The organism is Tenacibaculum sp. Ill (genome assembly GCF_051938915.1).
GTDB classification, from domain to species: domain Bacteria; phylum Bacteroidota; class Bacteroidia; order Flavobacteriales; family Flavobacteriaceae; genus Polaribacter; species Polaribacter larymnensis.
Window position 1 is genome coordinate 2,891,690 of the sequence record NZ_JBPSCW010000002.1, and the last position, 24,992, is coordinate 2,916,681.

20 protein-coding genes and 5 tRNA genes are annotated in these 24,992 nt (G+C 33.1%); 1 reads left to right on the forward strand and 24 read right to left on the reverse strand.

Features of this window, described 5'->3' with window-relative positions; translation table 11 throughout:
* Window positions 1-4 precede the first annotated feature (4 nt).
* Window positions 5-670: a deoxyribose-phosphate aldolase gene (gene deoC, locus ACTPNM_RS13575; RefSeq protein WP_440122345.1), complete on the reverse strand. Its 666-nt coding sequence runs from the start codon at window positions 668-670 to the stop codon at window positions 5-7.
* A gap of 4 nt (window positions 671-674) precedes the next feature.
* On the reverse strand, window positions 675-3,047 hold the full coding sequence (locus ACTPNM_RS13580) for a heavy metal translocating P-type ATPase (protein ID WP_440122346.1): 2,373 nt from the start codon (window positions 3,045-3,047) through the stop codon (window positions 675-677).
* Window positions 3,048-3,150: 103 nt separating this feature from the next.
* On the opposite strand from ACTPNM_RS13580, the gene ACTPNM_RS13585 reads away from it, so the two are divergent.
* The gene (locus ACTPNM_RS13585; protein WP_440122348.1) at window positions 3,151-3,837 is read left to right on the forward strand and encodes a Crp/Fnr family transcriptional regulator; all 687 of its coding nucleotides are present in this window, start codon (window positions 3,151-3,153) and stop codon (window positions 3,835-3,837) included.
* Between the two features lie 22 nt (window positions 3,838-3,859).
* Here the strand turns inward: ACTPNM_RS13585 and ACTPNM_RS13590 are convergent, their stop codons facing one another.
* The 22 genes from ACTPNM_RS13590 to ACTPNM_RS13695 form a co-directional block, all read right to left on the reverse strand.
* A complete protein-coding gene (locus ACTPNM_RS13590) occupies window positions 3,860-5,665 on the reverse strand; it encodes a BspA family leucine-rich repeat surface protein (protein ID WP_440122349.1) in 1,806 nt (601 codons plus the stop codon).
* A 70-nt stretch (window positions 5,666-5,735) separates the two neighbouring features.
* Window positions 5,736-6,047, reverse strand: a complete 312-nt coding sequence (locus tag ACTPNM_RS13595) for a DUF3467 domain-containing protein (RefSeq protein WP_047790111.1) — start codon at window positions 6,045-6,047, stop codon at window positions 5,736-5,738.
* A gap of 91 nt (window positions 6,048-6,138) precedes the next feature.
* Window positions 6,139-10,413, reverse strand: a complete 4,275-nt coding sequence (gene rpoC, locus ACTPNM_RS13600) for a DNA-directed RNA polymerase subunit beta' (RefSeq protein ID WP_274640334.1) — start codon at window positions 10,411-10,413, stop codon at window positions 6,139-6,141.
* Between the two features lie 98 nt (window positions 10,414-10,511).
* Complete coding sequence (gene rpoB / locus ACTPNM_RS13605) at window positions 10,512-14,321, reverse strand: DNA-directed RNA polymerase subunit beta (protein WP_440122350.1); 3,810 nt, start codon at window positions 14,319-14,321, stop codon at window positions 10,512-10,514.
* 240 nt (window positions 14,322-14,561) lie between these two features.
* On the reverse strand, window positions 14,562-14,936 hold the full coding sequence (gene rplL, locus ACTPNM_RS13610; protein ID WP_099214076.1) for a 50S ribosomal protein L7/L12: 375 nt from the start codon (window positions 14,934-14,936) through the stop codon (window positions 14,562-14,564).
* Between the two features lie 50 nt (window positions 14,937-14,986).
* Window positions 14,987-15,505, reverse strand: a complete 519-nt coding sequence (gene rplJ / locus ACTPNM_RS13615; RefSeq protein WP_274640336.1) for a 50S ribosomal protein L10 — start codon at window positions 15,503-15,505, stop codon at window positions 14,987-14,989.
* A 21-nt stretch (window positions 15,506-15,526) separates the two neighbouring features.
* Window positions 15,527-16,216, reverse strand: coding sequence for a 50S ribosomal protein L1 (gene rplA, locus ACTPNM_RS13620; protein ID WP_099214074.1), 690 nt, complete (start codon window positions 16,214-16,216; stop codon window positions 15,527-15,529).
* Window positions 16,217-16,236: 20 nt separating this feature from the next.
* The gene (rplK, locus tag ACTPNM_RS13625) at window positions 16,237-16,674 is read right to left on the reverse strand and encodes a 50S ribosomal protein L11 (RefSeq protein WP_047790105.1); all 438 of its coding nucleotides are present in this window, start codon (window positions 16,672-16,674) and stop codon (window positions 16,237-16,239) included.
* Between the two features lie 65 nt (window positions 16,675-16,739).
* Entirely contained in the window at window positions 16,740-17,288 is a 549-nt protein-coding gene (nusG, locus tag ACTPNM_RS13630) for a transcription termination/antitermination protein NusG (protein WP_099214163.1), read from the reverse strand.
* A 2-nt stretch (window positions 17,289-17,290) separates the two neighbouring features.
* On the reverse strand, window positions 17,291-17,482 hold the full coding sequence (gene secE, locus ACTPNM_RS13635; protein ID WP_274640337.1) for a preprotein translocase subunit SecE: 192 nt from the start codon (window positions 17,480-17,482) through the stop codon (window positions 17,291-17,293).
* A gap of 54 nt (window positions 17,483-17,536) precedes the next feature.
* Window positions 17,537-17,609: transfer RNA gene (locus ACTPNM_RS13640), tRNA-Trp, on the reverse strand.
* Window positions 17,610-17,667: 58 nt separating this feature from the next.
* Window positions 17,668-18,855 carry an elongation factor Tu gene (gene tuf, locus ACTPNM_RS13645; RefSeq protein WP_099214072.1) on the reverse strand — a complete coding sequence of 396 codons (1,188 nt, stop codon included), beginning with the start codon at window positions 18,853-18,855 and terminating at the stop codon, window positions 17,668-17,670.
* 75 nt (window positions 18,856-18,930) lie between these two features.
* A tRNA-Thr gene (locus ACTPNM_RS13650) sits at window positions 18,931-19,003 on the reverse strand.
* Between the two features lie 11 nt (window positions 19,004-19,014).
* A tRNA-Gly gene (locus ACTPNM_RS13655) sits at window positions 19,015-19,087 on the reverse strand.
* 22 nt (window positions 19,088-19,109) lie between these two features.
* Window positions 19,110-19,192 (reverse strand) — tRNA-Tyr (locus ACTPNM_RS13660).
* A 43-nt stretch (window positions 19,193-19,235) separates the two neighbouring features.
* Window positions 19,236-19,309: transfer RNA gene (locus tag ACTPNM_RS13665), tRNA-Thr, on the reverse strand.
* 97 nt (window positions 19,310-19,406) lie between these two features.
* Window positions 19,407-19,715, reverse strand: a complete 309-nt coding sequence (hpf, locus tag ACTPNM_RS13670; protein WP_440122351.1) for a ribosome hibernation-promoting factor, HPF/YfiA family — start codon at window positions 19,713-19,715, stop codon at window positions 19,407-19,409.
* 14 nt (window positions 19,716-19,729) lie between these two features.
* Window positions 19,730-20,617, reverse strand: a complete 888-nt coding sequence (locus ACTPNM_RS13675) for a tyrosine-type recombinase/integrase (RefSeq protein ID WP_440122353.1) — start codon at window positions 20,615-20,617, stop codon at window positions 19,730-19,732.
* A gap of 84 nt (window positions 20,618-20,701) precedes the next feature.
* A complete protein-coding gene (rpsU, locus tag ACTPNM_RS13680) occupies window positions 20,702-20,899 on the reverse strand; it encodes a 30S ribosomal protein S21 (protein WP_028892869.1) in 198 nt (65 codons plus the stop codon).
* 230 nt (window positions 20,900-21,129) lie between these two features.
* Window positions 21,130-22,296 (reverse strand): acyl-CoA dehydrogenase family protein, encoded by a 1,167-nt coding sequence (locus tag ACTPNM_RS13685; protein WP_440122354.1) that lies wholly within the window; start codon window positions 22,294-22,296, stop codon window positions 21,130-21,132.
* 31 nt (window positions 22,297-22,327) lie between these two features.
* Window positions 22,328-23,227 carry a helix-hairpin-helix domain-containing protein gene (locus tag ACTPNM_RS13690; RefSeq protein WP_440122355.1) on the reverse strand — a complete coding sequence of 300 codons (900 nt, stop codon included), beginning with the start codon at window positions 23,225-23,227 and terminating at the stop codon, window positions 22,328-22,330.
* 12 nt (window positions 23,228-23,239) lie between these two features.
* Window positions 23,240-24,931, reverse strand: coding sequence for an alanine/glycine:cation symporter family protein (locus ACTPNM_RS13695; RefSeq protein ID WP_440122357.1), 1,692 nt, complete (start codon window positions 24,929-24,931; stop codon window positions 23,240-23,242).
* Window positions 24,932-24,992: the final 61 nt, after the last annotated feature.

Here is a 24,992-nt window from a genome sequence, read left to right on the forward strand (position 1 = left end):
GTTTTTAATATTGGTTTTTATCAGAAACACCGCTAGTTACTAAAGCTACTCCTGAAGAGGTTCCTAAACGAGTTACTCCATTTTCTATATATTTCCTAGCCGTTTCTATATCTCTAATACCTCCAGCTGCTTTAATTTGCGCTTTTCCATCTACAACGCTATCCATTATTGCAACGTCTTCAAAGGTTGCTCCTCCAGTACCGAAACCTGTAGAAGTTTTCACAAAATCAGCACCAGCTTCAACAGCCAATTTACTTGCTACTTTAATTTGTTCTTTTGATAAAGAACAGTTTTCAAAAATTACCTTTAAGGTATTTTCTCCAATAGCTTCTTTTATTAATCGAATTTCGTTTTCCACATAATCTTCATCTCCTTCTAACAACTTGCCTATATTAATAACCATATCTATTTCTGAAGCTCCATTTTTTATACAGTTTTTAGCTTCAAAAACTTTAGTTTCTGTAGTCATTGCTCCTAACGGAAAACCTATTACTGCTGCTACTTTTACATCTGAACCTTTTAATTCTTTGGCTGCTAACTCTACATTACATCCATTTACACAAACTGCATAAAAGTCATACTCTTTAGCTTCATTGCATAGTTTTATAATATCAGTTTTTGTAGCTGTGGCTTTTAGTAACGTATGATCTATATATTTATTAATCTGCATCTTTTTATTTTATTTTTCTTCCTAAAATATTGGTAGCTATAGTTGTAAACACTACCACACTAATTGAACTCAACGGCATTAAAATTGCAGCTATTACTGGCATTAGTTGACCAGTTACTGCAAAATAAAGCCCTACAATATTGTACATTAAAGATAATAAAAAGCAATATTTAATAATTTTTATTGCTTTTTGCGATGCTTTAATATAATTGCCTATCTCACTAAATTTTGTAGCATCTAAAATAGCATCACAAGCAGGAGAAAATACATTTATATTTTCTGATAACGCTATCCCTACATTACTTTGCGCTAGCGCTCCTGCATCGTTTAATCCATCACCTATCATTAATACACTTTTCTTCTTCTCTTGTAATTCTTCTACGTAGTGTAATTTATCTTGAGGTTTTTGATTGAATAAAAATGTAGTTTCCTCTGGCAATAACTCTTCTAAAAATTTCTTTTCTCCTTCATTATCTCCTGAAACTACTGATAGACTATATTTTTTAGTTAAGTTAGAAAACAACTCTTTAACTCCTTTTCTATAAGCATTCTTAAATACATACTTTCCTTTGTACTCATTATTTACACTAATATGAACAGAAGTATCAAGATTTGCTTGTTCTTTTGCGTTTTTCACAAATGATGATGAGCCTATTTTTAAAGTTGTGTGCTTATAGCTTGCTTCAATTCCTTTTCCAACATGTTCTTGATAGTCTTCAACTGGTAATATTTCTTCTTCTAAGGAAGTGTATAGCATTCTACTCAGTGGATGATTTGAAGATCTTAATGAACTTTTTAATATCGCTCTTTGAGTTTTATCTAAGTCTTCTCCTTCATATGTTATTGTATTCTCTTTATTAGTAGTAAGTGTACCTGTTTTATCAAAAATAACTGAATTTACAGCAGCTAACTGCTCTACGACTGTAGCATTTTTTAAATAGAACTTCTTTCTTCCAAAAATTCGTAAAATATTCCCTAAAGTAAACGGTGCTGCTAATGCTATTGCACATGGACATGCTATAATTAATACTGATGTAAATACGTTTAATGCTACACTTGAATCGTAATACAACCAAAAAGCTGTAGATAAAAACGCTATAGACAGTACAATTATGGTAAAGTTTTTACTGATTTTATCTGTTAAGGTTTTAAATGATGAGTTTTTATCTTTTTGAAATACATCGTTACTCCATAGCTGTGTTAAATAACTCTGTGAAACTGAAGCTAGCACTTCCATTTCTATACTTCCTGACAGTTGCTTTCCTCCTGCAAATAATTTATCTCCTGACTTTTTATTTACAGGAACAGCCTCACCTGTAACAAAACTGTAATCAATTTTTGCTTCTCCGTTAATTAAAATTCCATCAACAGGAATCAACTCCTGATTTCTAATTAGTAACCTATCTCCTTTTTTTACCTCATAAATTTGAGTATTCTCTTCTTTTTTGTCGGAAGTTATCTTGGTTACTGCAATTGGAAAATATGACTTATAATCGCGTTCAAATGAAAGAAAGTTATAGGTCTTTTGCTGAAAAAATTTTCCTAGCAATAAAAAGAACACCAATCCTGTTAAACTATCAAAAAAACCTGTTCCTAAATCAAGAACTATTTCTGCTGTACTTCGTATGAATAATACTAAGATTCCTAAAGCAATAGGAACGTCGATATTTAAAATTTTTGACCGAACTCCTTTATAAGCTGAGATAAAATAATCCTGCCCTGCATAAAAAACTACTGGGAGGGAAAATATAAACATTAACCAACGGAAGATTCCTTTGTATTGTTCTAACCAATATTCTGACACTTCAAAGTATTCTGGAAATGACAAGAACATCACATTTCCAAAAGCAAAACCTGCTATTCCTAATTTATAAATTAAACTACGGTCTACTTTCTTTTTACCTACTTCGTAATCCTCAAGACTTATATAGGGCTCATATCCTATAGAACTTAGTAACAATACTATTTCTTTAAGTAATGTTTTTTCTGAATTAAAAGTAATTCGTACCGTTTTCTTAGGAAAATTAACTTGAGATGAAGACACATACTCTTGTAGTTTGTGTAAATTTTCTAATACCCAAATACATGAACTACAATGTATATGTGGAATATATAAATTTACTACTTGTACATTACCATCGTTAAACTCTAATAGTTTATCTACAATAGACTCATTGTCCAAGAAATCGTATTTTCCTTGTATCTCTTCAGGTATTGCTCCTGGGTTGTTTTGAAAATCGTAATAACAAGTTAAATCGTTCTCTGAAAAAATTTCATAAACTGTTTTACATCCATTACAACAGAAAAATTTTTCTTCTATTGTAATTGTTTTTGTATCGCACTCGTTACCACAATGAAAACATGTTGTGCTTTCCATATTTACTCTTTTGCCTAGTACAAATGTCCGATAAGATATCAATTTAAAACATGATAATTGTCAGGTTTTCCGTATATTTGAGTAGTAAAAAAAGGGCATATCTATGAGCAAGTGTGAGCAATGTATCATTCGAGAATTTAATTCTTTGAAGGCTTTAACCAAAGATGAATTGGTAAGGATTTCTGGATGCAAAACGTCTAAAAAAATTAAAAAAGGAGAAGTCCTTTTTGATGAAGGCGAATATATTAATGGTGTTTTTTGTGTTAAAGATGGTGTTTGTAAAGTGTCTAAAATGAGTGATAATGGTAGAGACCAAATTATTCACTTAATAAGAAAAGGTGATATTTTAGGTGAGCGTAGTTTAATAAACAATGAGGCTTCAAACTTAAAAGCTATTGCTGTGAATGACATGGAGGTTTGCTTTATTCCTAAAGACGAAATTCTTAGAGATTTAGAAAACAACTCTAACTTTTCTATGGATGTTTTAAAGAAAATGGCCAATTCTTTAAAGAAAGCTGATGATGTTATTGTAGATATGGCTCAAAAGACCGTTAAACAACGTTTGGCTGCTACTCTATTATTACTAGACTCAAAGTTTGATAAAAACGAAAATGGCTCTATAAATATTAATTTATCAAGAGAAGATATAGCTAATATTATAGGTACAGCTACTGAAAGTGCTATTCGTTTACTTTCTGAATTTAAAAAGAAAAAACTAATAGATTTAAAAGGTAAAGAAATCTTTATAACTGATGTGAAAGCTTTAAAAGAACTTTCTGAGGGATTTTAACTTAAATTACCTCACATTAATATTAAAAAGGATCTTTATCTGGTAAATTGTCAAACCTAAAAGTTTCGGGGAGAGATGTACTCCATAACATTCTATTTATAATTGTATTTGATTGAATATTCCAGCTTTTAATTTCTGACTGATTAAAAGCCCTTCCATTAAAAAACATCTCTTCCATATCTGTTACACTAGAAACATCCCATGTACTTATATTTTGATTAAAACTTGAAGCTTCTTTAAACATTCTGCTCATATCTGTTACATTAGAAACATCCCACTTACTAAGGTCTTGATTAAATGCTTTCGCCCAAGCAAATAAATTACTCATACGTGTCACTTTTGACACATTCCATAAATTAATATCTTTATTAAAAGCTTTTGCTCTAGAAAACATAGAACTCATATTTACAACATTGGAAACATCCCATGAACTTATATCTTGATTGAATTTTTCTGCCGATCTAAACATGGCATGCATATGAGTAACATTAGACACATCCCAACTATCAAGTGGTTGATTAAAAGAACTTGCAATAGAAAACGTTCCCTCCATACTTGTTATATTAGAAACATTCCATGAGTTTATATTTTGATTGAATGCTTTTGCATGAGCAAAAACCTGATCTAAACTAGTAAGTTTAGAAATATCCCAATTATCTAGAGGTTGGTTAAAAGAAACCGCACTTTGAAACATAGCCTCCATATTGGTAACATTAGAAACATTCCATGAATTTATATTTTGATTAAACACAAAAGCTTCTCTAAACATAACACTCATATTTCTAACATTAGATACATTCCATTTATCTAGGGGTTGATTAAAACTTGAAGCTTTTTGAAACATAGCTTGCATTATGGTAACACTAGAAACATCCCATGAGTTTATATTTTGATTGAACCCTGAAGCATTATTAAACATTCTATACATGCTAGTAACATTAGAAACATTCCAATTTGAAATACTACCATTAAAATCTGTTGTAGATGTTTTATTTTCAAAAAGATTTGCCATATTTGTTATAGCACAAGTATTTATAGTACTCAAATCTATTTTATTGTCTACTAAATACTGAAGTTCTTCTTTTGTATTAGGGTTATGTTTGAAAGAAGAATTAGTGTATCGAGCGTATAAAATTAAGTCTTCATTAATAGTAGTTGAAAAATCAAAAGGACTGTCGGAATCTTTTTTTGTATGCCAACCATTAAATTCTAAACAATATAATTTGGAATCAGAAGTTGGTTTAACTACTTTTTCTCCTTCCTCTATATTTTGCTTATCAATTTCTGTTCCTGTTCCTCCATTTAAATCAAAGGTTACAGTATAACTTTTAGACCATTTAGCATATAAGGTTATATTTTCAGTGATAATTTCATTAAAATCATAAACTGATTTTAACTCAGCTTCTTTATACCAATTAACAAAAATGTTCCCTGCTTTGGTTGGTGCAGTAGGCTTTATTACTTTATTGCCATAAGCTACACTTTGGCTATTAATTGGTGTTCCTCCATTACTTTCAAAGTTTACACTATAATTAATTTTGTCCCATTTAGCATATAACGTTATATCCTTATAAACCTTTTCATTATCAAAATCAAAAATTTCAATTAAGCTTTTTTCTTTATACCAATTAACAAAATTATATCCTTCTTTTATTGGTGCTACAGGTTTCTTAACCTTTCTTCCTTTTTCTAAAAGTTGATTAGCAACTACAGAGCCCCCATTACTCTCAAAGGTAATTTCATATTTTACCTGTTCTAAATCTTCTTTTTCTGTACAAGAAATTAAAAGTAAAAAAATAGAAACTATAAATAATTGAAAACTTTTCATTTTAATTTTTTAAAGCAAAAATAGTATTTTTATAAAAAAAATCGTCTAAATAGACGATTTTTTATTGCTTTTAAGCTTCTCCTGTAGTACCTCCAAAATTCATTGGAATTGGTGGTTGCTCATAATCTTTTATTTCTCCATGAGCTTGTTCAAACTTACGAATATTGTCTGCTAAAGCTTTTGATAAACGTTTTGCATGTTGTGGAGTTAAGATAATTCTTGATTTTACTTTTGCTTTTGGAACCCCTGGCATAATATTTATAAAATCAACAATAAATTCTGATACAGAATGGTTTATAATAGCTAAATTACTATAAGTTCCTTCTGCTATTTCTTGATCTAACTCTATATTTAATTGTGGTTCTTTCTTATTATCTTCCATAATTAATCTCTTAATATTATTTAATTAAAAAAATAAGGGTTTAGAGTTCTAAGAACTCTAAACCCTTGATATTATTTATAAACTTAAGTTTTTATAAACTTTGTTCAATCTCATCCTTAGGTCCAACTACGATATCTTCGTAAGCTCTCATTCCTGTACCTGCTGGTATACGTTTACCAACAATTACATTTTCTTTTAATCCTTCTAAGGTATCAATTTTACCATTTACAGCGGCTTCATTTAATACTTTAGTTGTTTCCTGGAATGATGCAGCTGAGATAAATGACTTCGTTTGTAACGATGCTCTTGTAATACCTTGTAATACTTGCTCAGCTGTTGCTGGTTGAGCATCACGTGCTACTACTAAGTTTTTATCTTCTCTACGTAATAAAGAGTTTTCATCTCTTAATTGACGAGCTGAAACTATTTGTCCTGGTTTTAAGTTTGCAGAATCTCCAGCATCTTCAACAACTTTCATTCCGTAAATAGCGTCATTTTCTTTGATGAAATCAGTTTTATGAACTAATTGATTTTCTAAGAATAAAGTATCTCCTGAATCAATAATTCTAACTTTACGCATCATTTGACGTACTACTACTTCGAAATGCTTGTCATTAATTTTTACCCCTTGTAAACGATATACTTCTTGAATTTCGTTAACTAGGTATTCTTGAACTGCTGAAGGTCCTTTGATATTTAAAATATCAATAGGAGTAATTGCTCCATCAGATAAAGGCATTCCTGCTTTAATAAAGTCGTTTTCTTGAACTAAGATTTGATTAGATAACTTAATTAAGTATTTCTTAATCTCTCCTGTTTTAGATTCGATAATAATTTCACGGTTACCACGCTTAATTTTACCAAATGACACAACTCCATCAATTTGTGCTACTACAGCTGGATTAGAAGGGTTACGTGCTTCGAATAACTCTGTTACACGTGGTAAACCTCCTGTAATATCTCCTGCTTTACCAGACTTACGAGGAATCTTAACTAATGTTTTACCTGACTCTACTTTATCTCCATCACTTACCATTAAGTGTGCTCCTACTGGTAAACTGTACGAACGTAAAGCATTACCATCAGCATCTTCAATAATTAATGAAGGAATAATTTTCTTGTTCTTAGAATCAGTAATTACTTTTTCTTGGAAACCTGTTTGTTCATCTATTTCAACAGAGTAGTTAATTCCTTGTTCTAAGTTGTCAAACTTAACTTTTCCTCCAAACTCAGAAACAATAACTCCGTTAAATGGATCCCATTGACATACTGCATCTCCTTTCTTAATTGTCTTTCTATCTTTATCAAAGATGATAGAACCGTAAGGAATAATGTTAGTACTTAATACAATTCCTGTTTTCTTATCAGTAATTTTAATTTCTGCTGTACGAGAAATAACGATATCTACTTCTTCTCCTGCTGAATCTTTACCTTTTACAGTACGTAAATCATCAATTGTTACAGATCCATCGAATTTAGAGATTAACTTGTTATCTTCTGAGATGTTTCCTGCTACCCCTCCAACGTGGAATGTACGTAATGTTAACTGTGTACCAGGCTCTCCAATAGACTGTGCTGCAATTACACCAACTGCCTCACCTCTTTGAACTTTTTGACCTGTTGATAAACTTTGTCCGTAACATTTTTCACAAATTCCTCTTTCAGATTCACATGTTAATGCTGAACGAACTTCTACTTTATCTACTCCCGCAGCTTCAATTTTATCAGCTAAGATTGGTGTTATTAACTCACCTGCTTCAACTAATAATTCATCTGATGCTGGTGCATAAACATCATATAATGCTGTACGCCCTGAAATTCTTTCACTTAAAGGTTCAACGATTTCATCGTTTTTCTTTAATGGAGAAACTTCTAATCCTCTTAATGTACCACAATCTTCTTCGTTAACGATTACATCTTGAGACACATCTACTAAACGACGTGTTAAATATCCTGCATCGGCTGTTTTTAATGCGGTATCGGCAAGACCTTTACGTGCACCGTGCGTTGAGATAAAGTACTCTAAAATTGATAAACCTTCTTTAAAGTTCGATAAAATTGGGTTTTCAATAATTTCCCCACCTCCAGCAGTCGATTTTTTAGGTTTCGCCATTAATCCACGCATACCTGTTAACTGACGAATCTGCTCTTTCGATCCACGTGCTCCAGAATCTAACATCATAAATACAGAGTTAAATCCTTGTTGATCTTCACGTAAACGTTTCATTGATAATTCAGTCAATCTATTGTTAGTAGATCCCCAAACATCAATTACCTGATTATAACGCTCTTTTTGCGTTAACATACCCATGTTATAGTTCATAACGATTCCATCCACTTCTTTATTAGCTTCAGCAATCATGCTATGTTTCTCTTCTGGGATAATGATATCTCCTAATGAGAAAGATAATCCACCTTGGAAGGCAAACTTATATCCCATTCCTTTAATATCATCTAAGAACTTACCTATTGATGGAATATCTGTTACTTTTAAGATATTACCAATAATTCCACGTAATGATTTCTTTGTTAATACCTCATTAATATATCCTGCCTGTTCTGGTACAACTTCATTAAATAATACTCTACCAACAGTTGTTTCAATTATTTGAGTTACTAACTCTCCGTTTTCATTAAAATCTTTAGTTCTTACTTTTATTCCAGCATTTAAGTCTACTCTGTCTTCATTATAAGCAATAGTAACTTCTTCTGGAGAATAGAAAGTTAATCCTTCACCTTTAATAGGCACTTCTGGAGTTGACTTTCTTTCTTTTGTCATATAGTATAACCCTAAAACCATATCCTGAGACGGTACCGTAATTGGTGCTCCGTTTGCAGGGTTTAAAACGTTATGAGAAGCTAACATTAATAACTGCGCTTCTAAAATAGCTTCTGGTCCTAATGGTAAGTGAACCGCCATTTGATCCCCATCAAAATCGGCGTTAAATGCCGTACATACTAATGGGTGTAAACGAATTGCTTTTCCTTCAATTAATTTTGGTTGGAAAGCTTGAATACCTAAACGGTGTAAGGTAGGAGCACGGTTTAATAAAACTGGATGTCCTTTAATTACATTTTCTAAGATATCCCAAACAACTGGTTCTTTTCTATCAATTATTTTCTTTGCAGATTTTACTGTTTTTACAATACCTCTTTCGATTAACTTACGAATAACGAAAGGTTTGTATAATTCAGCTGCCATATCTTTTGGCAATCCACATTCGTATAATTTTAATTCTGGTCCAACAACAATTACCGAACGTGCAGAGTAATCAACACGTTTACCTAATAAGTTTTGACGGAAACGACCTTGCTTACCTTTTAAACTATCAGATAATGATTTTAATGGTCTGTTAGACTCAGTTTTTACTGCTGATGATTTACGTGTGTTATCAAATAATGAATCTACTGATTCTTGTAACATACGTTTTTCATTACGTAAAATTACTTCTGGTGCTTTAATTTCCATTAATCGTTTTAAACGATTGTTACGGATAATTACACGACGATATAAATCATTTAAATCAGAAGTAGCAAAACGACCTCCATCTAATGGTACTAATGGACGTAATTCTGGTGGAATTACCGGAACTACTTTCATTATCATCCATTCTGGGTTATTCTCTCTATTTTTTTGAGAATCTCTAAATGCTTCAACAACATTTAAACGCTTTAATGCCTCATTTTTACGTTGCTTAGAAGTTTCAGTATTTGCTTTATGACGTAACTGGTAAGATAATTCGTCTAAATCAATTCTTTCTAATAAATCAATTAAACACTCTGCTCCCATTTTAGCAATAAACTTATTAGGGTCAGAATCTTCTAAGTACATATTTTCTTGAGGAAGTTCATCTACGATGTCTAAATACTCTTCCTCGGTTAAGAAGTCCATTTTTTGTAATGGTTCTCCTTCGGCATTTTTAGCAATACCTGGTTGAATTACTACGTAACGTTCGTAGTAAATAATCATATCTAACTTCTTAGATGGTAAACCTAAAAGGTATCCCATTTTGTTAGGTAATGATCTAAAGTACCAAATGTGTGCTACTGGTACTACTAAGTTAATATGACCTACTCTATCTCTACGTACTTTTTTCTCAGTAACTTCAACACCACAACGGTCACAAACGATACCTTTATATCGAATTCTTTTATATTTACCACACGCACACTCATAGTCTTTTACAGGACCAAAGATACGCTCACAAAATAACCCATCTCTTTCTGGTTTGTGTGTACGGTAGTTTATAGTTTCTGGTTTTAACACCTCTCCTTTAGAAGCCTCTAAAATAGACTCAGGTGATGCTAAACCTATTGAAATTTTGTTAAACTTCTTAACAGTGTATTTTTCGTTTTTTCTTGCCATGATAATGGATTCGAATTAAAAATAAATGTCTTGTAATAAGACTGATATTGAAAAAATGATTTGTCTCAGAGCTATTGCTCTGAGACATTTCACTGTGATTATTCTTCTAACTTAACGTCTAATCCTAAACCTTTAAGTTCGTGCATTAATACGTTAAATGATTCTGGTAAACCTGGTTCTGGCATTGCTTCTCCTTTAACGATAGACTCGTAAGTTTTTGCTCTACCTAATACGTCATCAGACTTAACAGTTAAGATTTCTCGTAAGATACTTGATGCACCATATGCTTCAAGTGCCCAAACTTCCATCTCACCAAAACGCTGACCTCCAAACTGAGCTTTACCTCCTAGTGGTTGTTGTGTAATTAATGAGTAAGGTCCAATAGAACGCGCGTGCATTTTATCTTCAATCATGTGACCTAACTTAATCATATAAATTACTCCTACTGTTGCTGGTTGATCAAAACGTTTACCTGTACCTCCATCATATAAATATGTATGTCCGTAACGTGGTATTCCTGCTTCATCAGTTAAAGCATTAATTTGATCTATTTTAGCACCATCAAAAATAGGTGTCGCATATTTTTGACCTAATTTTTGACCTGCCCATCCAAGAACAGTTTCATAAATCTGACCAATGTTCATACGAGATGGTACCCCTAATGGGTTTAATACGATATCTACTGGTGTTCCGTCTTCTAAGAAAGGCATATCTTCTTGACGTACAATACGTGCAACAATACCTTTGTTTCCGTGACGTCCTGCCATCTTATCTCCTACTTTTAACTTACGCTTCTTAGCTACGTAAATTTTAGCAAGTTTTAAGATTCCTGCTGGTAACTCGTCTCCTACAGAAATTGTAAATTTCTCACGACGTAAAACTCCTTGTAAATCGTTTACTTTAATTTTATAGTTGTGAACTAATTCTACAACTAATTGATTTAAGTCTTTATCAGTAGTCCATGTTCCACTTAAATGTGTAAAATCTTCAACAGAGTTTAACATTTTTTGTGTAAACTTTTTACCTTTTGGTAAAACTTCTTCTCCTAAGTCATTATAAACTCCTTGAGAAGTCTTTCCTGATACTAAGTTGAATAATTTCTCAACTAAAACTTCTTTTAACCCTTCAAACTTAGACACGTAAGATGCTTCTAAAGCTGAAATAGCTTCTTTATCACGAGCACGCTTATTTTTATCTTTTACTGCACGTTTGAATAGTTTTTTATTAATTACTACACCTCTTAACGATGGAGAAGCTTTTAATGATGCATCTTTTACATCACCCGCTTTATCACCAAAGATAGCACGTAATAATTTTTCTTCTGGAGTTGGGTCAGATTCTCCTTTTGGTGTAATCTTACCTATTAAAATATCACCAGGATTAACTTCTGCTCCGATACGAATCATTCCGTTTTCATCTAAGTCTTTTGTAGCCTCTTCTGAAACGTTAGGAATGTCATTTGTTAACTCTTCTGCTCCTAATTTTGTATCACGAACGTCTAATGAGTATTCATCAATGTGGATAGAAGTAAAAATATCTTCACGAACTACTTTTTCAGAAATCACAATCGCATCCTCAAAGTTATACCCTTTCCAAGGCATAAAGGCTACTTTCATGTTTCTACCTAAAGCTAATTCTCCTTTTTGTGTTGCATATCCTTCACAAAGTACTTGTCCTTCTTCAACTCTGTCTCCTACTTTTACAATTGGTTTCAAGTTGATGTTAGTACCTTGGTTGGTTTTTCTAAACTTAATTAAGTCATAAGATTTCTCATCAGAATCAAAGCTTACCATTCGCTCTTCTTCTGTTCTATCGTACTTAATTGTAATTTTGTTGGCATCTACATACTCAACAACTCCTGCTCCTTCAGCATTAATTAAGATACGAGAGTCTTTTGCTACTCTACGTTCTAAACCTGTACCTACGATTGGAGATTCTGGACGTAATAATGGAACTGCTTGACGCATCATGTTTGATCCCATCAATGCACGGTTCGCATCATCATGTTCTAAGAAAGGAATTAACGATGCTGAAATCGAAGCAATTTGGTTTGGAGCAACGTCCATATAATTAATTGCTTCAGGGCTTTCAACTGGGAAATCACCTTCTTCACGTGCAATTACTCTATCTCTTTCTATCTTACCATCTTCTGCTATTGGTAAGTTAGATTGAGCAATCTTCATTCCTTCTTCCTCTTCTGCACTTAAATAAATAGGCTCTTCTCCTAAAACACTTCCTTCTGCTACTTTCTTATATGGTGTTTCAATGAATCCCATATTATTTACTTTAGCATAAACAGCTAAAGAAGAAATAAGTCCAATGTTTGGTCCTTCAGGTGTTTCAATAGGACATAAACGACCGTAATGTGTATAGTGAACGTCACGAACCTCGAAACCTGCTCTTTCACGTGATAAACCTCCAGGCCCTAATGCCGATAAACGACGCTTGTGAGTAATCTCTGCTAATGGGTTGGTTTGATCCATGAACTGAGATAACTGGTTAGTACCAAAGAAAGAGTTAATTACTGAAGATAACGTTTTAGCGTTAATTAAGTCGATTGGAGTAAATACTTCGTTATCACGAACATTCATTCTTTCACGAATTGTACGTGCCATACGAGCTAAACCTACACCAAACTGACCTGCTAATTGTTCACCAACAGTTCTAACACGACGGTTAGATAAGTGATCGATATCATCAACTTCAGCTTTTGAATTGATTAACTCAATTAAATACTTAATAATTGTAATGATATCGTTCTTAGTTAATACTTTTTGATCTAAATCTTCATCTAAACCAAGTTTAGTATTCATTCTAAAACGTCCTACCTCACCTAAACTATAACGTTGTTCTGAGAAGAATAATTTTTCAATAATTCCTCTTGCAGTTTCCTCGTCTGGCGGTTCAGCATTACGTAATTGTCTATATACATGCTCTACAGCCTCTTTTTCTGAGTTTGTAGGGTCTTTTTGTAATGTATTATGAATGATGGCATAATCTGCTTGCTGGTTATCTTCTTTGTGTAGTAATACAGTTTTAGCTCCAGATTCGATTATTTCATCAATATGTTCTTTTTCTATAATAGTATCACGGTCGAAAATAATTTCGTTACGCTCAATAGATACAACTTCTCCTGTATCTTCATCTACGAAATCTTCGTGCCAAGTTTTTAATACTCTTGCTGCTAATTTACGCCCTAATACTTTCTTTAATCCAGCTTTAGAAACTTTTACTTCTTCAGCTAAATCAAAGATTTCTAAAATATCTTTATCTCTTTCAAAACCTATGGCTCTGAATAACGTTGTTACTGGTAATTTTTTCTTTCTATCAATATAAGCATACATTACTTGATTGATATCTGTAGCAAATTCAATCCAAGAACCTTTAAATGGAATTACTCTTGCTGAGTATAATTTGGTTCCGTTAGCGTGAAAAGATTGCCCAAAGAATACACCTGGTGAACGGTGTAATTGTGACACTACAACTCTTTCTGCACCATTTATAATAAAGGTACCAGAGTTTGTCATATAAGGAATTGTACCTAAATAAACATCTTGAACAATTGTTTCGAAATCTTCGTGTTCTGGGTCGGTACAATATAATTTTAAACGTGCTTTTAGAGGTACACTGTGAGTTAATCCACGTTCTATACATTCTTGGATGCTATATCTTGGTGGATCTACAAAGTAGTCTAAAAATTCTAATACAAATTGATTACGTGTATCTGTAATCGGGAAGTTATCCATGAAAGTTTTATACAAACCTTCTTCTCCTCGCTCTTCAGCTTTAGTTTGCAATTGGAAGAAATCTTGGAAAGATTTTACCTGAATATCTAAAAAATCTGGATAATCAGCTCCTAACTGCGATGACGCGAAGTTAATTCTTTCAGTAGTATTTATCGTTGCCAAAAGAGATGCTATTTTTAATTAAAAATATTATTTTTGAAACTTAACAGTTTCAATACTGCAATTTTAATTGCTGTTACTGATTAAAAATCAGCACTTTATAATCGTAAATTCACAATTCTGCAAATTGTGAAAAATAAAGAACGAATATATACACAAAATGGTTTAGGCCTAAAAACATAAGTTTTTAGTACCTAAACCTTTATTGTTTTTTCCCGTTTTTTTATAATTCGGGAGTATAGCTTACTTAAGCTCTACCTCAGCTCCTGCTTCTTCTAAAGACTTCTTAAGACCTTCTGCCTCATCTTTAGATACTGCTTCTTTAATTGGTGCTGGTGCGCTATCTACAATACCTTTAGCTTCTTTTAATCCTAATCCAGTTAATTCTTTAACTAATTTTACAACTGCTAATTTAGAACCTCCTGCTGCTTTTAAGATTACATCAAACTCAGTTTTTTCTTCAGCTGCATCTCCACCACCTGCTGCTGGTCCTGCTACTGCTACTGCTGCTGCTGCTGGCTCAATACCATACTCTTCTTTTAAAATATCAGCTAATTCATTAACTTCTTTTACTGTTAAGTTAACTAATTGTTCTGCGAAATCTTTTAAATCTGCCATTTTAATTGTTTTTTAAAAATTTTATTTATTTAGTTTATTAGTGCGCGAAATTATTTTTCTGATAATGTCTTTAAGATACCTGATAACTTACCACCACCTGACTGTAATGCTGAAACAACATTCTTAGCAGGAGATTGTAATAATGTAATGATATCTCCAATAAGTTCTTCTTTAGATTTGATGTTAACAAGAGCATCTAATTGTTCATCTCCAATATAAACTGCTTCTTCAACATACGCTCCTTTTAATAAAGGACGATCTTTTGATTTTTTTCTGAACTCTTTGATAACTTTTGCTGGCGCATTAGCTGCCTCAGCAATTAACATTGAAGTGTTTCCTTTTAATACATCTGGTAACTCTCCAAAATCTTTATCAGAAGCTTCCATTGCTTTTGAAAGCAATGTATTTTTTACAACAGCCAATTGTACGTTTGCTTTAAAACAAGCTCTACGTAAGTTAGATGTAGTTGCTGCATCTAAACCAGAAATATCTGCTAAATAGATGGTACTTGTATCTGCTAATTGTGCTGTTAAATCTTGTATTACCTGTGATTTTTCCTCTCTAGTCATAATTAAAAAGTTTTAACTGCCTTACGATACAGATTTTACATCTATAGCAACACTAGGACTCATTGTAGAAGACATGAAAATGCTCTTAATATATGTTCCTTTTGCTGCTGTTGGCTTTAATTTAATTAATGTTTGTAATAACTCATTTGCATTTTCTTCAATCTTCGTAGCATCGAAAGATGCTTTTCCGATTGCAGCGTGTACAATACCAGTTTTATCTACTTTAAAGTCGATTTTACCAGCTTTTACTTCTTGTACTGCTTTTGCAACATCCATAGTTACTGTACCAGTTTTTGGGTTAGGCATTAAACCACGAGGACCTAATACACGTCCTAAAGGACCTAATTTACCCATTACACTTGGCATAGTAATAATAACGTCTACATCAGTCCAACCTCCTTTAATTTTTTGAAGGTATTCATCTAATCCAACATAATCAGCTCCTGCTTCTTTAGCTTCTGCTTCTTTATCTGGAGTAACTAATGCTAAAACTTTTACATCTTTACCTGTTCCGTGAGGTAATGTTACAACACCACGAACCATTTGATTAGCTTTACGAGGATCAACTCCTAAACGTACTGCCAAATCTACAGATGCGTCAAATTTTACGTTTGTAATCTCTTTAACTAATGCTGATGCATCTTGTAAGCTATAAACTTTAGAGCTATCTACCTTAGCACGAGCTTCTTTTTGCTTTCTAGTAATTGCCATTTCTAAATATCTTTTAAAGTTTAAGCAGGTGCATCACCTGTTACTGTTAATCCCATAGAACGAGCTGTTCCAGCGATCATTCTCATTGCAGACTCTACTTCAAAGGCATTCATATCTACCATTTTGTCTTCTGCAATTCCACGAATTTGATCCCAAGAAACGCTTGCTACTTTTTTCCTATTAGGTTCTCCTGAACCTTTCTTAATTTTGGCCGCTTCTAATAATTGTACTGCGGCTGGTGGAGTTTTTACAACAAACTCAAATGATTTGTCTGTATAAACTGTAATAACAACTGGTAATACTTTACCTTGTTTGTCCTGTGTACGAGCATTAAACTGCTTACAGAACTCCATGATGTTAACACCGGCAGCACCTAAAGCGGGTCCAACTGGTGGCGACGGATTCGCTGCACCTCCCCTAACTTGTAGTTTAACTAATTTACTTACTTCTTTTGCCATTGTTTAAGATTTAACGATGTGTTTAAATTGGAAGCTTAAACACTATCTAAATATAGGTGTAACTATTATATTTTCTCTACTTGCATATAGTTTAACTCTAATGGTGTTTTTCTTCCAAAAATCTTAACCATTACTTCTAACTTACGCTTTTCTTCATTTACCTTTTCAACAGTTCCATCGAATCCATTGAAAGGACCATCAATTACTTTTACAGTTTCTCCTACTGTATAAGGTATTGCGATATTTTCATCTTTAACAGAAAGTTCATCTACTTTACCTAACATTCTGTTTACTTCTGATTTACGCATTGGCACTGGATCTCCTCCTTTTGTTTCACCTAAGAAACCAATAACTCCTGTTACTGATTTAATTACGTGAGGAACCTCTCCTGCTAAGTTAGCTTCTACCATTACATAACCTGGAAAGTAAACTCTTTCTCTGTTAATTTTCTTTCCGTTTCTTACTTGAATAACTTTTTCTGTAGGAACAATTACTTGGTTCACAAAATCAGACAACCCATGACGAGCAATCTCAGTCTCGATATAAGTTTTCACCTTATTCTCTTGACCTCCAATAGCTCTAACCACATACCACTTCATCACCGAATCAGCCATCATTAAAACATTTTAAAGAAGTTATCTAACCCTGTTTGAAAAACCTTATCTATAGCTGCTACAGCTAAAGCAAATACAATTGTAAATGCTGCAACTACTACAGTAGACTTTTGAGCTTCTTCACGAGAAATCCAAGTCATGTTGGTATTTAATTCTTCAAAAGAATCTTTAATGTATTGTACAAAGTTACTCATATTTTATCCTTTTAACGAGTTGCAGTTTTCACCACAACTCGTTTTAGTTTTTTGCACGGGTTGAGAGGCTCGAACTCCCGACACCTGGTTTTGGAGACCAGTGCTCTACCAACTGAGCTAAACCCGTATTTTAAAGGAGTCTCTCTCTAAAAAGAGACTCCTTATACTTTATTATTAAACTATAATTAGTCTAAGATTTCAGTTACCTGACCAGCTCCTACTGTTCTACCTCCTTCACGGATAGCGAACTGTAAACCTGTGTTTAATGCGATAGGTTGGATTAAGTCAACTGTAATAGTTAAGTTATCACCTGGCATTACCATTTCAACACCTTCTGGTAAGTTAATGTTACCTGTTACGTCAGTTGTACGCACGTAGAACTGTGGACGGTAGTTGTTGTGGAATGGAGTGTGACGTCCACCTTCTTCTTTCTTTAAGATATACACCTCAGCTTTAAACTTAGCGTGTGGAGTGATAGAACCTGGCTTACAGATTACCATTCCTCTCTTAATTTGAGTTTTTTCAATACCTCTTAATAAGATACCTGCGTTATCTCCTGCCTCACCTCTATCTAAGATTTGACGGAACATTTCGATACCAGTTACAGTAGATGTTAATTTTTCATCTCCCATACCAATAATCTCAACAGGATCTCCAGTATTTACGATACCAGTTTCGATACGTCCAGTTGCTACTGTACCACGACCAGTAATAGAGAATACATCCTCGATAGGCATTAAGAAATCTTTTTCAGTATCTCTTGGTGGCTCTTCGATCCAGTTATCAACAGCTTCCATTAATTCTAAAACTGTATCAACCCACTTTTGCTCTCCGTTTAATGCACCTAAAGCAGAACCAGCAATTACAGGACCATTATCTCCATCATACTCATAGAAAGATAATAAATCTCTTACTTCCATTTCTACTAATTCTAATAACTCCTCGTCATCAACCATATCAACTTTGTTTAAGAAAACAACGATACGTGGAATACCTACCTGACGACCTAATAAGATGTGCTCACGAGTTTGAGGCATAGGACCATCTGTAGCAGCTACTACTAAGATAGCACCATCCATTTGTGCAGCACCAGTTACCATGTTCTTTACGTAATCGGCGTGACCTGGACAGTCAACGTGTGCGTAGTGACGGTTAGCTGTTGCATACTCTACGTGAGAAGAGTTAATTGTGATACCTCTTTCTTTTTCTTCTGGAGCGTTATCGATTTGATCAAAAGCTCTCTGCTCAGAAAATCCAGCATCTGCTAATACTTTAGTAATTGCAGCAGTTAAAGTAGTTTTACCGTGATCTACGTGACCAATAGTACCTACGTTTAAGTGCGGTTTCGAACGATCATAAGTTCCTTTTGCCATGATTATTAATTTTAATTCTTAGTTAAATATATTTAGTGTTATTTTTAAACCCTTGTCAAATAAACTCTAAAATAGAGCCAACAACGGGATTTGAACCCGTGACCTCATCCCTACCAAGGATGCGCTCTACCAACTGAGCTATGTCGGCAACGAATTTAGAGCGGGAGACCAGGTTCGAACTGGCGACATTCAGCTTGGAAGGCTGACGCTCTACCAACTGAGCTACTCCCGCAAATTTGTTATTAAGATTTTTGTGGGGAGAGCAGGATTCGAACCTGCGAAGTCGTAAGACAACGGAGTTACAGTCCGTCCCATTTGGCCGCTCTGGAATCTCCCCAAAAATCTTAATTCAAAATTTTAATGAACTTTTGTTCTTTTAGAGCCGATGGAGGGACTCGAACCCACGACCTGCTGATTACAAATCAGCTGCTCTAGCCAGCTGAGCTACATCGGCTTTTGTTATAAAAAAACAATCCGCTATTTCTAACGGACTGCAAATGTAAAAAGTAATTTTTAATTTTTAAAACTTTTTTAATTATTTTTTATCGTTTTTACGACACTAAGGCATCCTTTGATTTTTCTTTTGATTTTTGCAACTGTCTTTTTAAAGATTCAACAGATACACTAATTCCTTCTTCAAAGGTTTTAGTTTGTTTTTTTACGATTAATTCATTTCCAGGTATATTAATTTTTACTTCAGTTATTTTGTTTTCCTTTTCACTCGTTTTTTGCACTTTCAAAAACACTTCTGCATCAACGATCTTATCATGAAACTTTTCTAATCCTCCTACTTTTTTCTCAATGAAGTCTATTAGTTTTTGGTCTGCTGAGAAATTTACTGATTGCGTGAATACCTTCATAATTCTTCGATCTTTTAAGTTGACTCTCTAGGATGAGCCTTATTATACACTTTTTTTATTTGTTCCAAGCTATTGTGCGTATAGACTTGGGTTGAGGCTAAACTTGAATGCCCTAGTAATTCTTTAACCGAATTTAACGACGCACCGTTATTAAGTAAATGTGTCGCAAAAGCATGCCTTAATATATGAGGGCTTTTTTTTGCTTTTGTAGACACCCTACTAAAGTACAAATTTATTATTCGGTAAACAAGGGTTTCATAAATTTTAACTCCTTTTTTAGTTACAAAAAGCACCTCCAAATCCACCTCTTTAATTTCTCTTTTTTGCCTTAAATATTCTTGTAAAGTTTTATATACTGACGGCAAGATTGTTACATACCTTTCTTTATTTCTCTTTCCTAACACTTTTATTGTTTTACCGGTATGATCTATATCTTGTTCTTTAATACTTATTAATTCAATTCTTCTCATTCCAGTTGAATACAACATCTCTATAATCAACCGATCTCTTACTGATTCAAAATCGACACCTTCTTTTATTAGTTCTAAAACTTCTTTCACTTCATTTTGATCAAAAGGTGTTTGTATTTTCTTTTGAACTTTTAACGCTTTATGACTTGATAACGGGTTTGTTTCTACCTCTCCTATTTTTTGTAAAAACTTATAGAAGGTTTTTAACGAACTCACCTTCCTATTCACACTTCTATTCGACACATTAGCATTAACCAAACTAACAATCCATGTTCTAATTTGATTGTAATGAACACTCTCTAAATCTACTTGATCAAACTCAACCTCGCAAAAATCTTTAAATGCAATTAAATCTGTTTTATATGCTTGAATTGTATTTTTTGAATATTTTTTCTCAAATTCTAAATATTCCAAGAAAGCTTCTATTAGCATTATTAACTTTTTTTATTAATTGAAGGTACAAAAAAAACCTGTATTGATATCAATACAGGTTTTTTATACTTTTTAGGATTATTACTATCCTACTTCTTCTTGAGTTCTTAATCTCTGAACGTAAGATGCTTTAATCATTTGAGCACGTTTAGCTACAGATGGCTTAGTAAACTGCTTTCTGTTACGTAACTGCTTCATCGTTTTTGTACGATCAAATTTACGCTTATAACGTTTTAACGCTCTATCGATATTCTCTCCTTCTTTAACTGGAATGATTAACATATTTTTGCACCTCCTTTCATCGTAGTATCTATATTTTCAAAAAAACCGACAACAAACAGTATATCAGTTAATTATATTATTTTATTAGATTTTGGACGGCAAAGATACAACGTTTTCTTTAAATTAAAATTATTTTTTTCTGTTTTCAGTAAAAAAATAAAAAATCCTGCAAACGCAGGATTCTTCTTTTAATATGTCTATCAATAATTATTATTACAAAACAGAAACCATTAAGTAGCTGGTCTATACTCCTTCTTATCAATCACCATTTTTGCAATGATTTCTTTCAAGATTTCTGAAGTACCTCCTCCTATTGGTCCTAATCGACTATCGCGTAATAAACGTGCCATTGGATACTCTTCCATATAACCATAACCTCCTAGTAACTGTAAAGCGTCATATATGACCTCATCTGCCATTTTAGTAGACAATAGTTTACTCATACTTGCTTCTTTTACAACGTAAATACCATCATTTAAACGTTTTGCTATAGAATAATTGTACTCTCTACACATATCTACTCTACTTGCCATTTCCGCTACTTTATGACGTAAAGCTTGAAACTTATCTAATGTTTTTCCAAAAGCTTCACGTTCACTCATATATTGTACTACATAATCTACAGCATATTCAGCACGGGCATGAGCGTTAATTCCCATAATCAAACGTTCTAATGCAAAATGCTGCATAATGTAAGGAAATCCTTTCCCTTCTTCTCCCATCAGGTTTTCAGCAGGTATCACTACATTATCAAACGCTATTTCAGCAGTATCTGAAGCTCTCCATCCTAACTTATCCAATTTAGTTGATGATATTCCTGGAGTATCTCTATCAATAATAAAAATACTCATTCCTTTATGTTTATCTTCTGGGTTTGTTTTGGCTGCCACTACTAGATAGTCAGAATACACTCCGTTTGTAATAAAGGTTTTTGATCCGTTAACTACATAAGTGTCTCCTTTTTTTATTGCGGTAGTACGCATTCCTGCCACATCACTTCCTCCAAAAGGTTCTGTAATACATAAACACCCTATCTTATCTCCTTCAATGCTTGGTGTTAAGTATTCTCTTTTAATTCGATCGTCTCCTTCTTTGTTAACGTGGGTCATCGCTAAATATGCATGTGCCCACATGTTCGCTGCAAAACCTCCTGAATTTATTTTCTGCAACTCTTCTAAAAAGATTACAGTGTAAAAAAGGTCTAAACCTAATCCTCCATATTCTTCTGGTTGATTTAAACCAAAGTACCCCATTTCACCGAATTTCTTCCAGATAAAACGCTCTACCGTACCTTCTTTCTCCCATTTATCTATATGAGGAACTACCTCTTTTTGTAAAAAATCTCTAAAACTCTGACGAAAGGCTTCATGCTCTTCGGTAAAGTACATACTATTCATAGTGGTTTGTTTATTAAATTTTGTTGTTTGCTTATTTTGCTTCCAAATATAAGATTATTCTATCGTATTTATTTAACGGAAAATCTTTAATATTTCTTAATTCTGATATATCTTGTAATTCTGCTACTTCGTCTCTGTATTCAAAAATCTTTTTACACAATTCATAGTTTATATATGGATTTTTCAACACCTCTTTAAATTTAGCTGTATTTACATTAACTTTTTTAATAGTTGGTTTTTCTATTACAATAAAGGTTCGCATAACCCTATCTGCTGTAACTTTATCTAAACCCCAAACTTCATACAGTTGTTTAGATAACGAATATCCTTGTAGTTTATTTCTATACTTTACAATTCGAGAAGATAACACTTCCCCTACTCCACCAATAGTTTCAAAATCTTGTTGAGTAGCTTTATTAATATCATTTGTAGAAACCTTATACTCCTTATTATATGTATTCTTCTTAACTGAGTTTGCTTTTGTTATACTTCTCTTCTTTTTATTTTCTTTTTTTACAACCCAATCTGGAAATTTAAAATACGGAGCTATTTTACTCAATAAACTGTCAGATATTTTTGTTACTTGTTTAAAGTCTTTAGCAGAATTAATCCATTTGTTTTGCTTTCTATAATTATGTAACCTATCAATTTCCTCTATTGACATTCCTAATTGATAGCCTTTAAAATCTGTTATATAATTTGGGTTGAATGGATACAGTTTAGGTTTTCTTTTATTCTGCTCTATTCTTTTCAAACTATCAATAGTATTCTGAAAAGCTATCAACTCATTTTTATTTAAAGCTTGTACTTTTTCTGAAGAAAAATCTACATAAACATACACAATTTGCAAGAAAACTATCGCAAACAATAAAAAGAAAACCCCATTTCGTTGGCGTTTGTTATACCAGAAATGGGGTTTAAATATTTTCATTTGTTTTACTTCTTAGTCTTCTACTGCCTCCTTTTTAAGGTTAATAGCATCTAAATATCTTTTTAGTTGCTTTTTAACCACTGGCATCAATAAGTATAAACCTACCATATTAGGGAATACCATTGCAAAAATCATTGCATCTGAGAAGTCCCAAATAGACTTCATACTAGCCGCAGCTCCAATTACCACGAAAGTTAAGAATAAAATTTTATATGTTAAATCTGCTTTCTTACCTCTACCGAATAAAAATTTCCAAGATTGTAATCCGTAATACGACCAAGAAATCATTGTAGAAACTGCAAATAACACTACTGCTACTGTTAAGAATACATTTGAGAAAGGAATGTAAGCTGCAAATGCTCTTGAAGTAATTCCTGCTCCTTCATAAGCTACACCATCAATAAATACTGATCCTGTTCCATCTCCTCCGTATTCAAAAGCTCCTCCGAAGTTAAAGATAATAATAACTAAAGCTGTCATTGTACATATTAATACTGTATCGATAAACGGCTCTAATAACGCTACTAAACCTTCAGAAGCTGAATATTTTGTTTTTACAGCAGAGTGAGCAATAGAAGCTGATCCTGCTCCTGCTTCGTTTGAGAAAGCTGCTCTTTTAAATCCTACTAATAAAACACCAATAACTCCTCCAACACCAATTGCTGTTGGATTAAACGCCTCATTTATAATTAATGATATAGCATCGTCTATTAAAGAAAAATTAATTCCTAAAATATAAAGACACGCTAATAAGTATAATAATGCCATGAAAGGAACTACTTTTTCTGTTACAGAAGCAATTCTCTTGATTCCCCCAATAATTATAATACCTACTAAAATAGCTAATACAATACCTATAATAGCTCCTGCTGCTGTACTTTCTAAACCTAATAACTCTTTAATTACTATTGTTGCTTGGTTAGATTGTGCTGCATTACCACCACCAAAAGAACCTCCAATACAGAAAACAGCAAATGCTCCTGCAGCAATTTTACCTAAAGTTGCAAAACCTTTTTCTTTTAATCCTTTAGATAAGTAATACATAGGTCCTCCATATACTGTTCCATCCTCACCTACATCTCGGTAGTGCACTCCTAGTGTACATTCAACAAATTTTGTTGACATACCAAGTAAACCACAAACTATCATCCAAAATGTTGCTCCTGGACCACCTAAAGCGATCGCTAACGCAACCCCTGCAATGTTACCATTTCCAACTGTACCAGAAACTGCTGTTGCTAATGCCTGGAAATGAGACACCTCGCCTTCATGACTCTCATCACGAATAGTATCTTTAATATCTCCGTCAATTTCTAAATCACTATGTAAACTCTCTACATTTTCAATATGCTCCTCAATATCATCAACCTCATTCATATCTACTCCTTGAGCTATACCGTCTTCTCCATACAATACCTGTGCTCCATGTTTTTCTATATCTTCATATTTTCCTCTTACAACATTAATTGCAGTGAAAAAATGGCGGAAATTAGGAAACTTAAAATAAAGCGTAAAAAAAGCGGCACTAGCCACTAACAAAATCAATACAAAAGGGGTTCCAAATACTGGAAAGAAAATCACACTACTAAAAAAATCAGAAATAGGCTTAAAAGCTTCATCTATTTGTTGGTCTAAACCTTTTTCCTGTGCAAATGTTAACATTGGCGTCATTAATAACAGCAATGCAAGTAGTTTTTTGTTCATAATATGTATTAGATTTTTGAATTAGTAGCCCGCAATATCATAAAAAAATGTACTTACAACA

Coding starts and splice junctions, on each gene's coding strand:
- secE (WP_274640337.1), bottom strand. CDS start 17,482: ATGAGTAACTTTGTACAATACATTAAAGATTCTTTTGAAGAATTAAAT.
- rpoC (WP_274640334.1), bottom strand. CDS start 10,413: ATGGCAAGAAAAAACGAAAAATACACTGTTAAGAAGTTTAACAAAATT.
- ACTPNM_RS13580 (WP_440122346.1), bottom strand. CDS start 3,047: ATGGAAAGCACAACATGTTTTCATTGTGGTAACGAGTGCGATACAAAA.
- rpsU (WP_028892869.1), bottom strand. CDS start 20,899: ATGTTAATCATTCCAGTTAAAGAAGGAGAGAATATCGATAGAGCGTTA.
- ACTPNM_RS13690 (WP_440122355.1), bottom strand. CDS start 23,227: ATGAAAATATTTAAACCCCATTTCTGGTATAACAAACGCCAACGAAAT.
- tuf (WP_099214072.1), bottom strand. CDS start 18,855: ATGGCAAAAGGAACTTATGATCGTTCGAAACCGCACTTAAACGTAGGT.
- ACTPNM_RS13590 (WP_440122349.1), bottom strand. CDS start 5,665: ATGAAAAGTTTTCAATTATTTATAGTTTCTATTTTTTTACTTTTAATT.
- rplK (WP_047790105.1), bottom strand. CDS start 16,674: ATGGCAAAAGAAGTAAGTAAATTAGTTAAACTACAAGTTAGGGGAGGT.
- ACTPNM_RS13695 (WP_440122357.1), bottom strand. CDS start 24,931: ATGAACAAAAAACTACTTGCATTGCTGTTATTAATGACGCCAATGTTA.
- hpf (WP_440122351.1), bottom strand. CDS start 19,715: ATGAAGGTATTCACGCAATCAGTAAATTTCTCAGCAGACCAAAAACTA.
- rplA (WP_099214074.1), bottom strand. CDS start 16,216: ATGGCAATTACTAGAAAGCAAAAAGAAGCTCGTGCTAAGGTAGATAGC.
- ACTPNM_RS13675 (WP_440122353.1), bottom strand. CDS start 20,617: ATGCTAATAGAAGCTTTCTTGGAATATTTAGAATTTGAGAAAAAATAT.
- rplL (WP_099214076.1), bottom strand. CDS start 14,936: ATGGCAGATTTAAAAGATTTCGCAGAACAATTAGTTAACTTAACAGTA.
- deoC (WP_440122345.1), bottom strand. CDS start 670: ATGCAGATTAATAAATATATAGATCATACGTTACTAAAAGCCACAGCT.
- nusG (WP_099214163.1), bottom strand. CDS start 17,288: ATGGCTGATTCGGTGATGAAGTGGTATGTGGTTAGAGCTATTGGAGGT.
- ACTPNM_RS13685 (WP_440122354.1), bottom strand. CDS start 22,296: ATGAATAGTATGTACTTTACCGAAGAGCATGAAGCCTTTCGTCAGAGT.
- ACTPNM_RS13585 (WP_440122348.1), top strand. CDS start 3,151: ATGAGCAAGTGTGAGCAATGTATCATTCGAGAATTTAATTCTTTGAAG.
- ACTPNM_RS13595 (WP_047790111.1), bottom strand. CDS start 6,047: ATGGAAGATAATAAGAAAGAACCACAATTAAATATAGAGTTAGATCAA.
- rplJ (WP_274640336.1), bottom strand. CDS start 15,505: ATGACTAGAGAGGAAAAATCACAGGTAATACAAGATTTAACAGCACAA.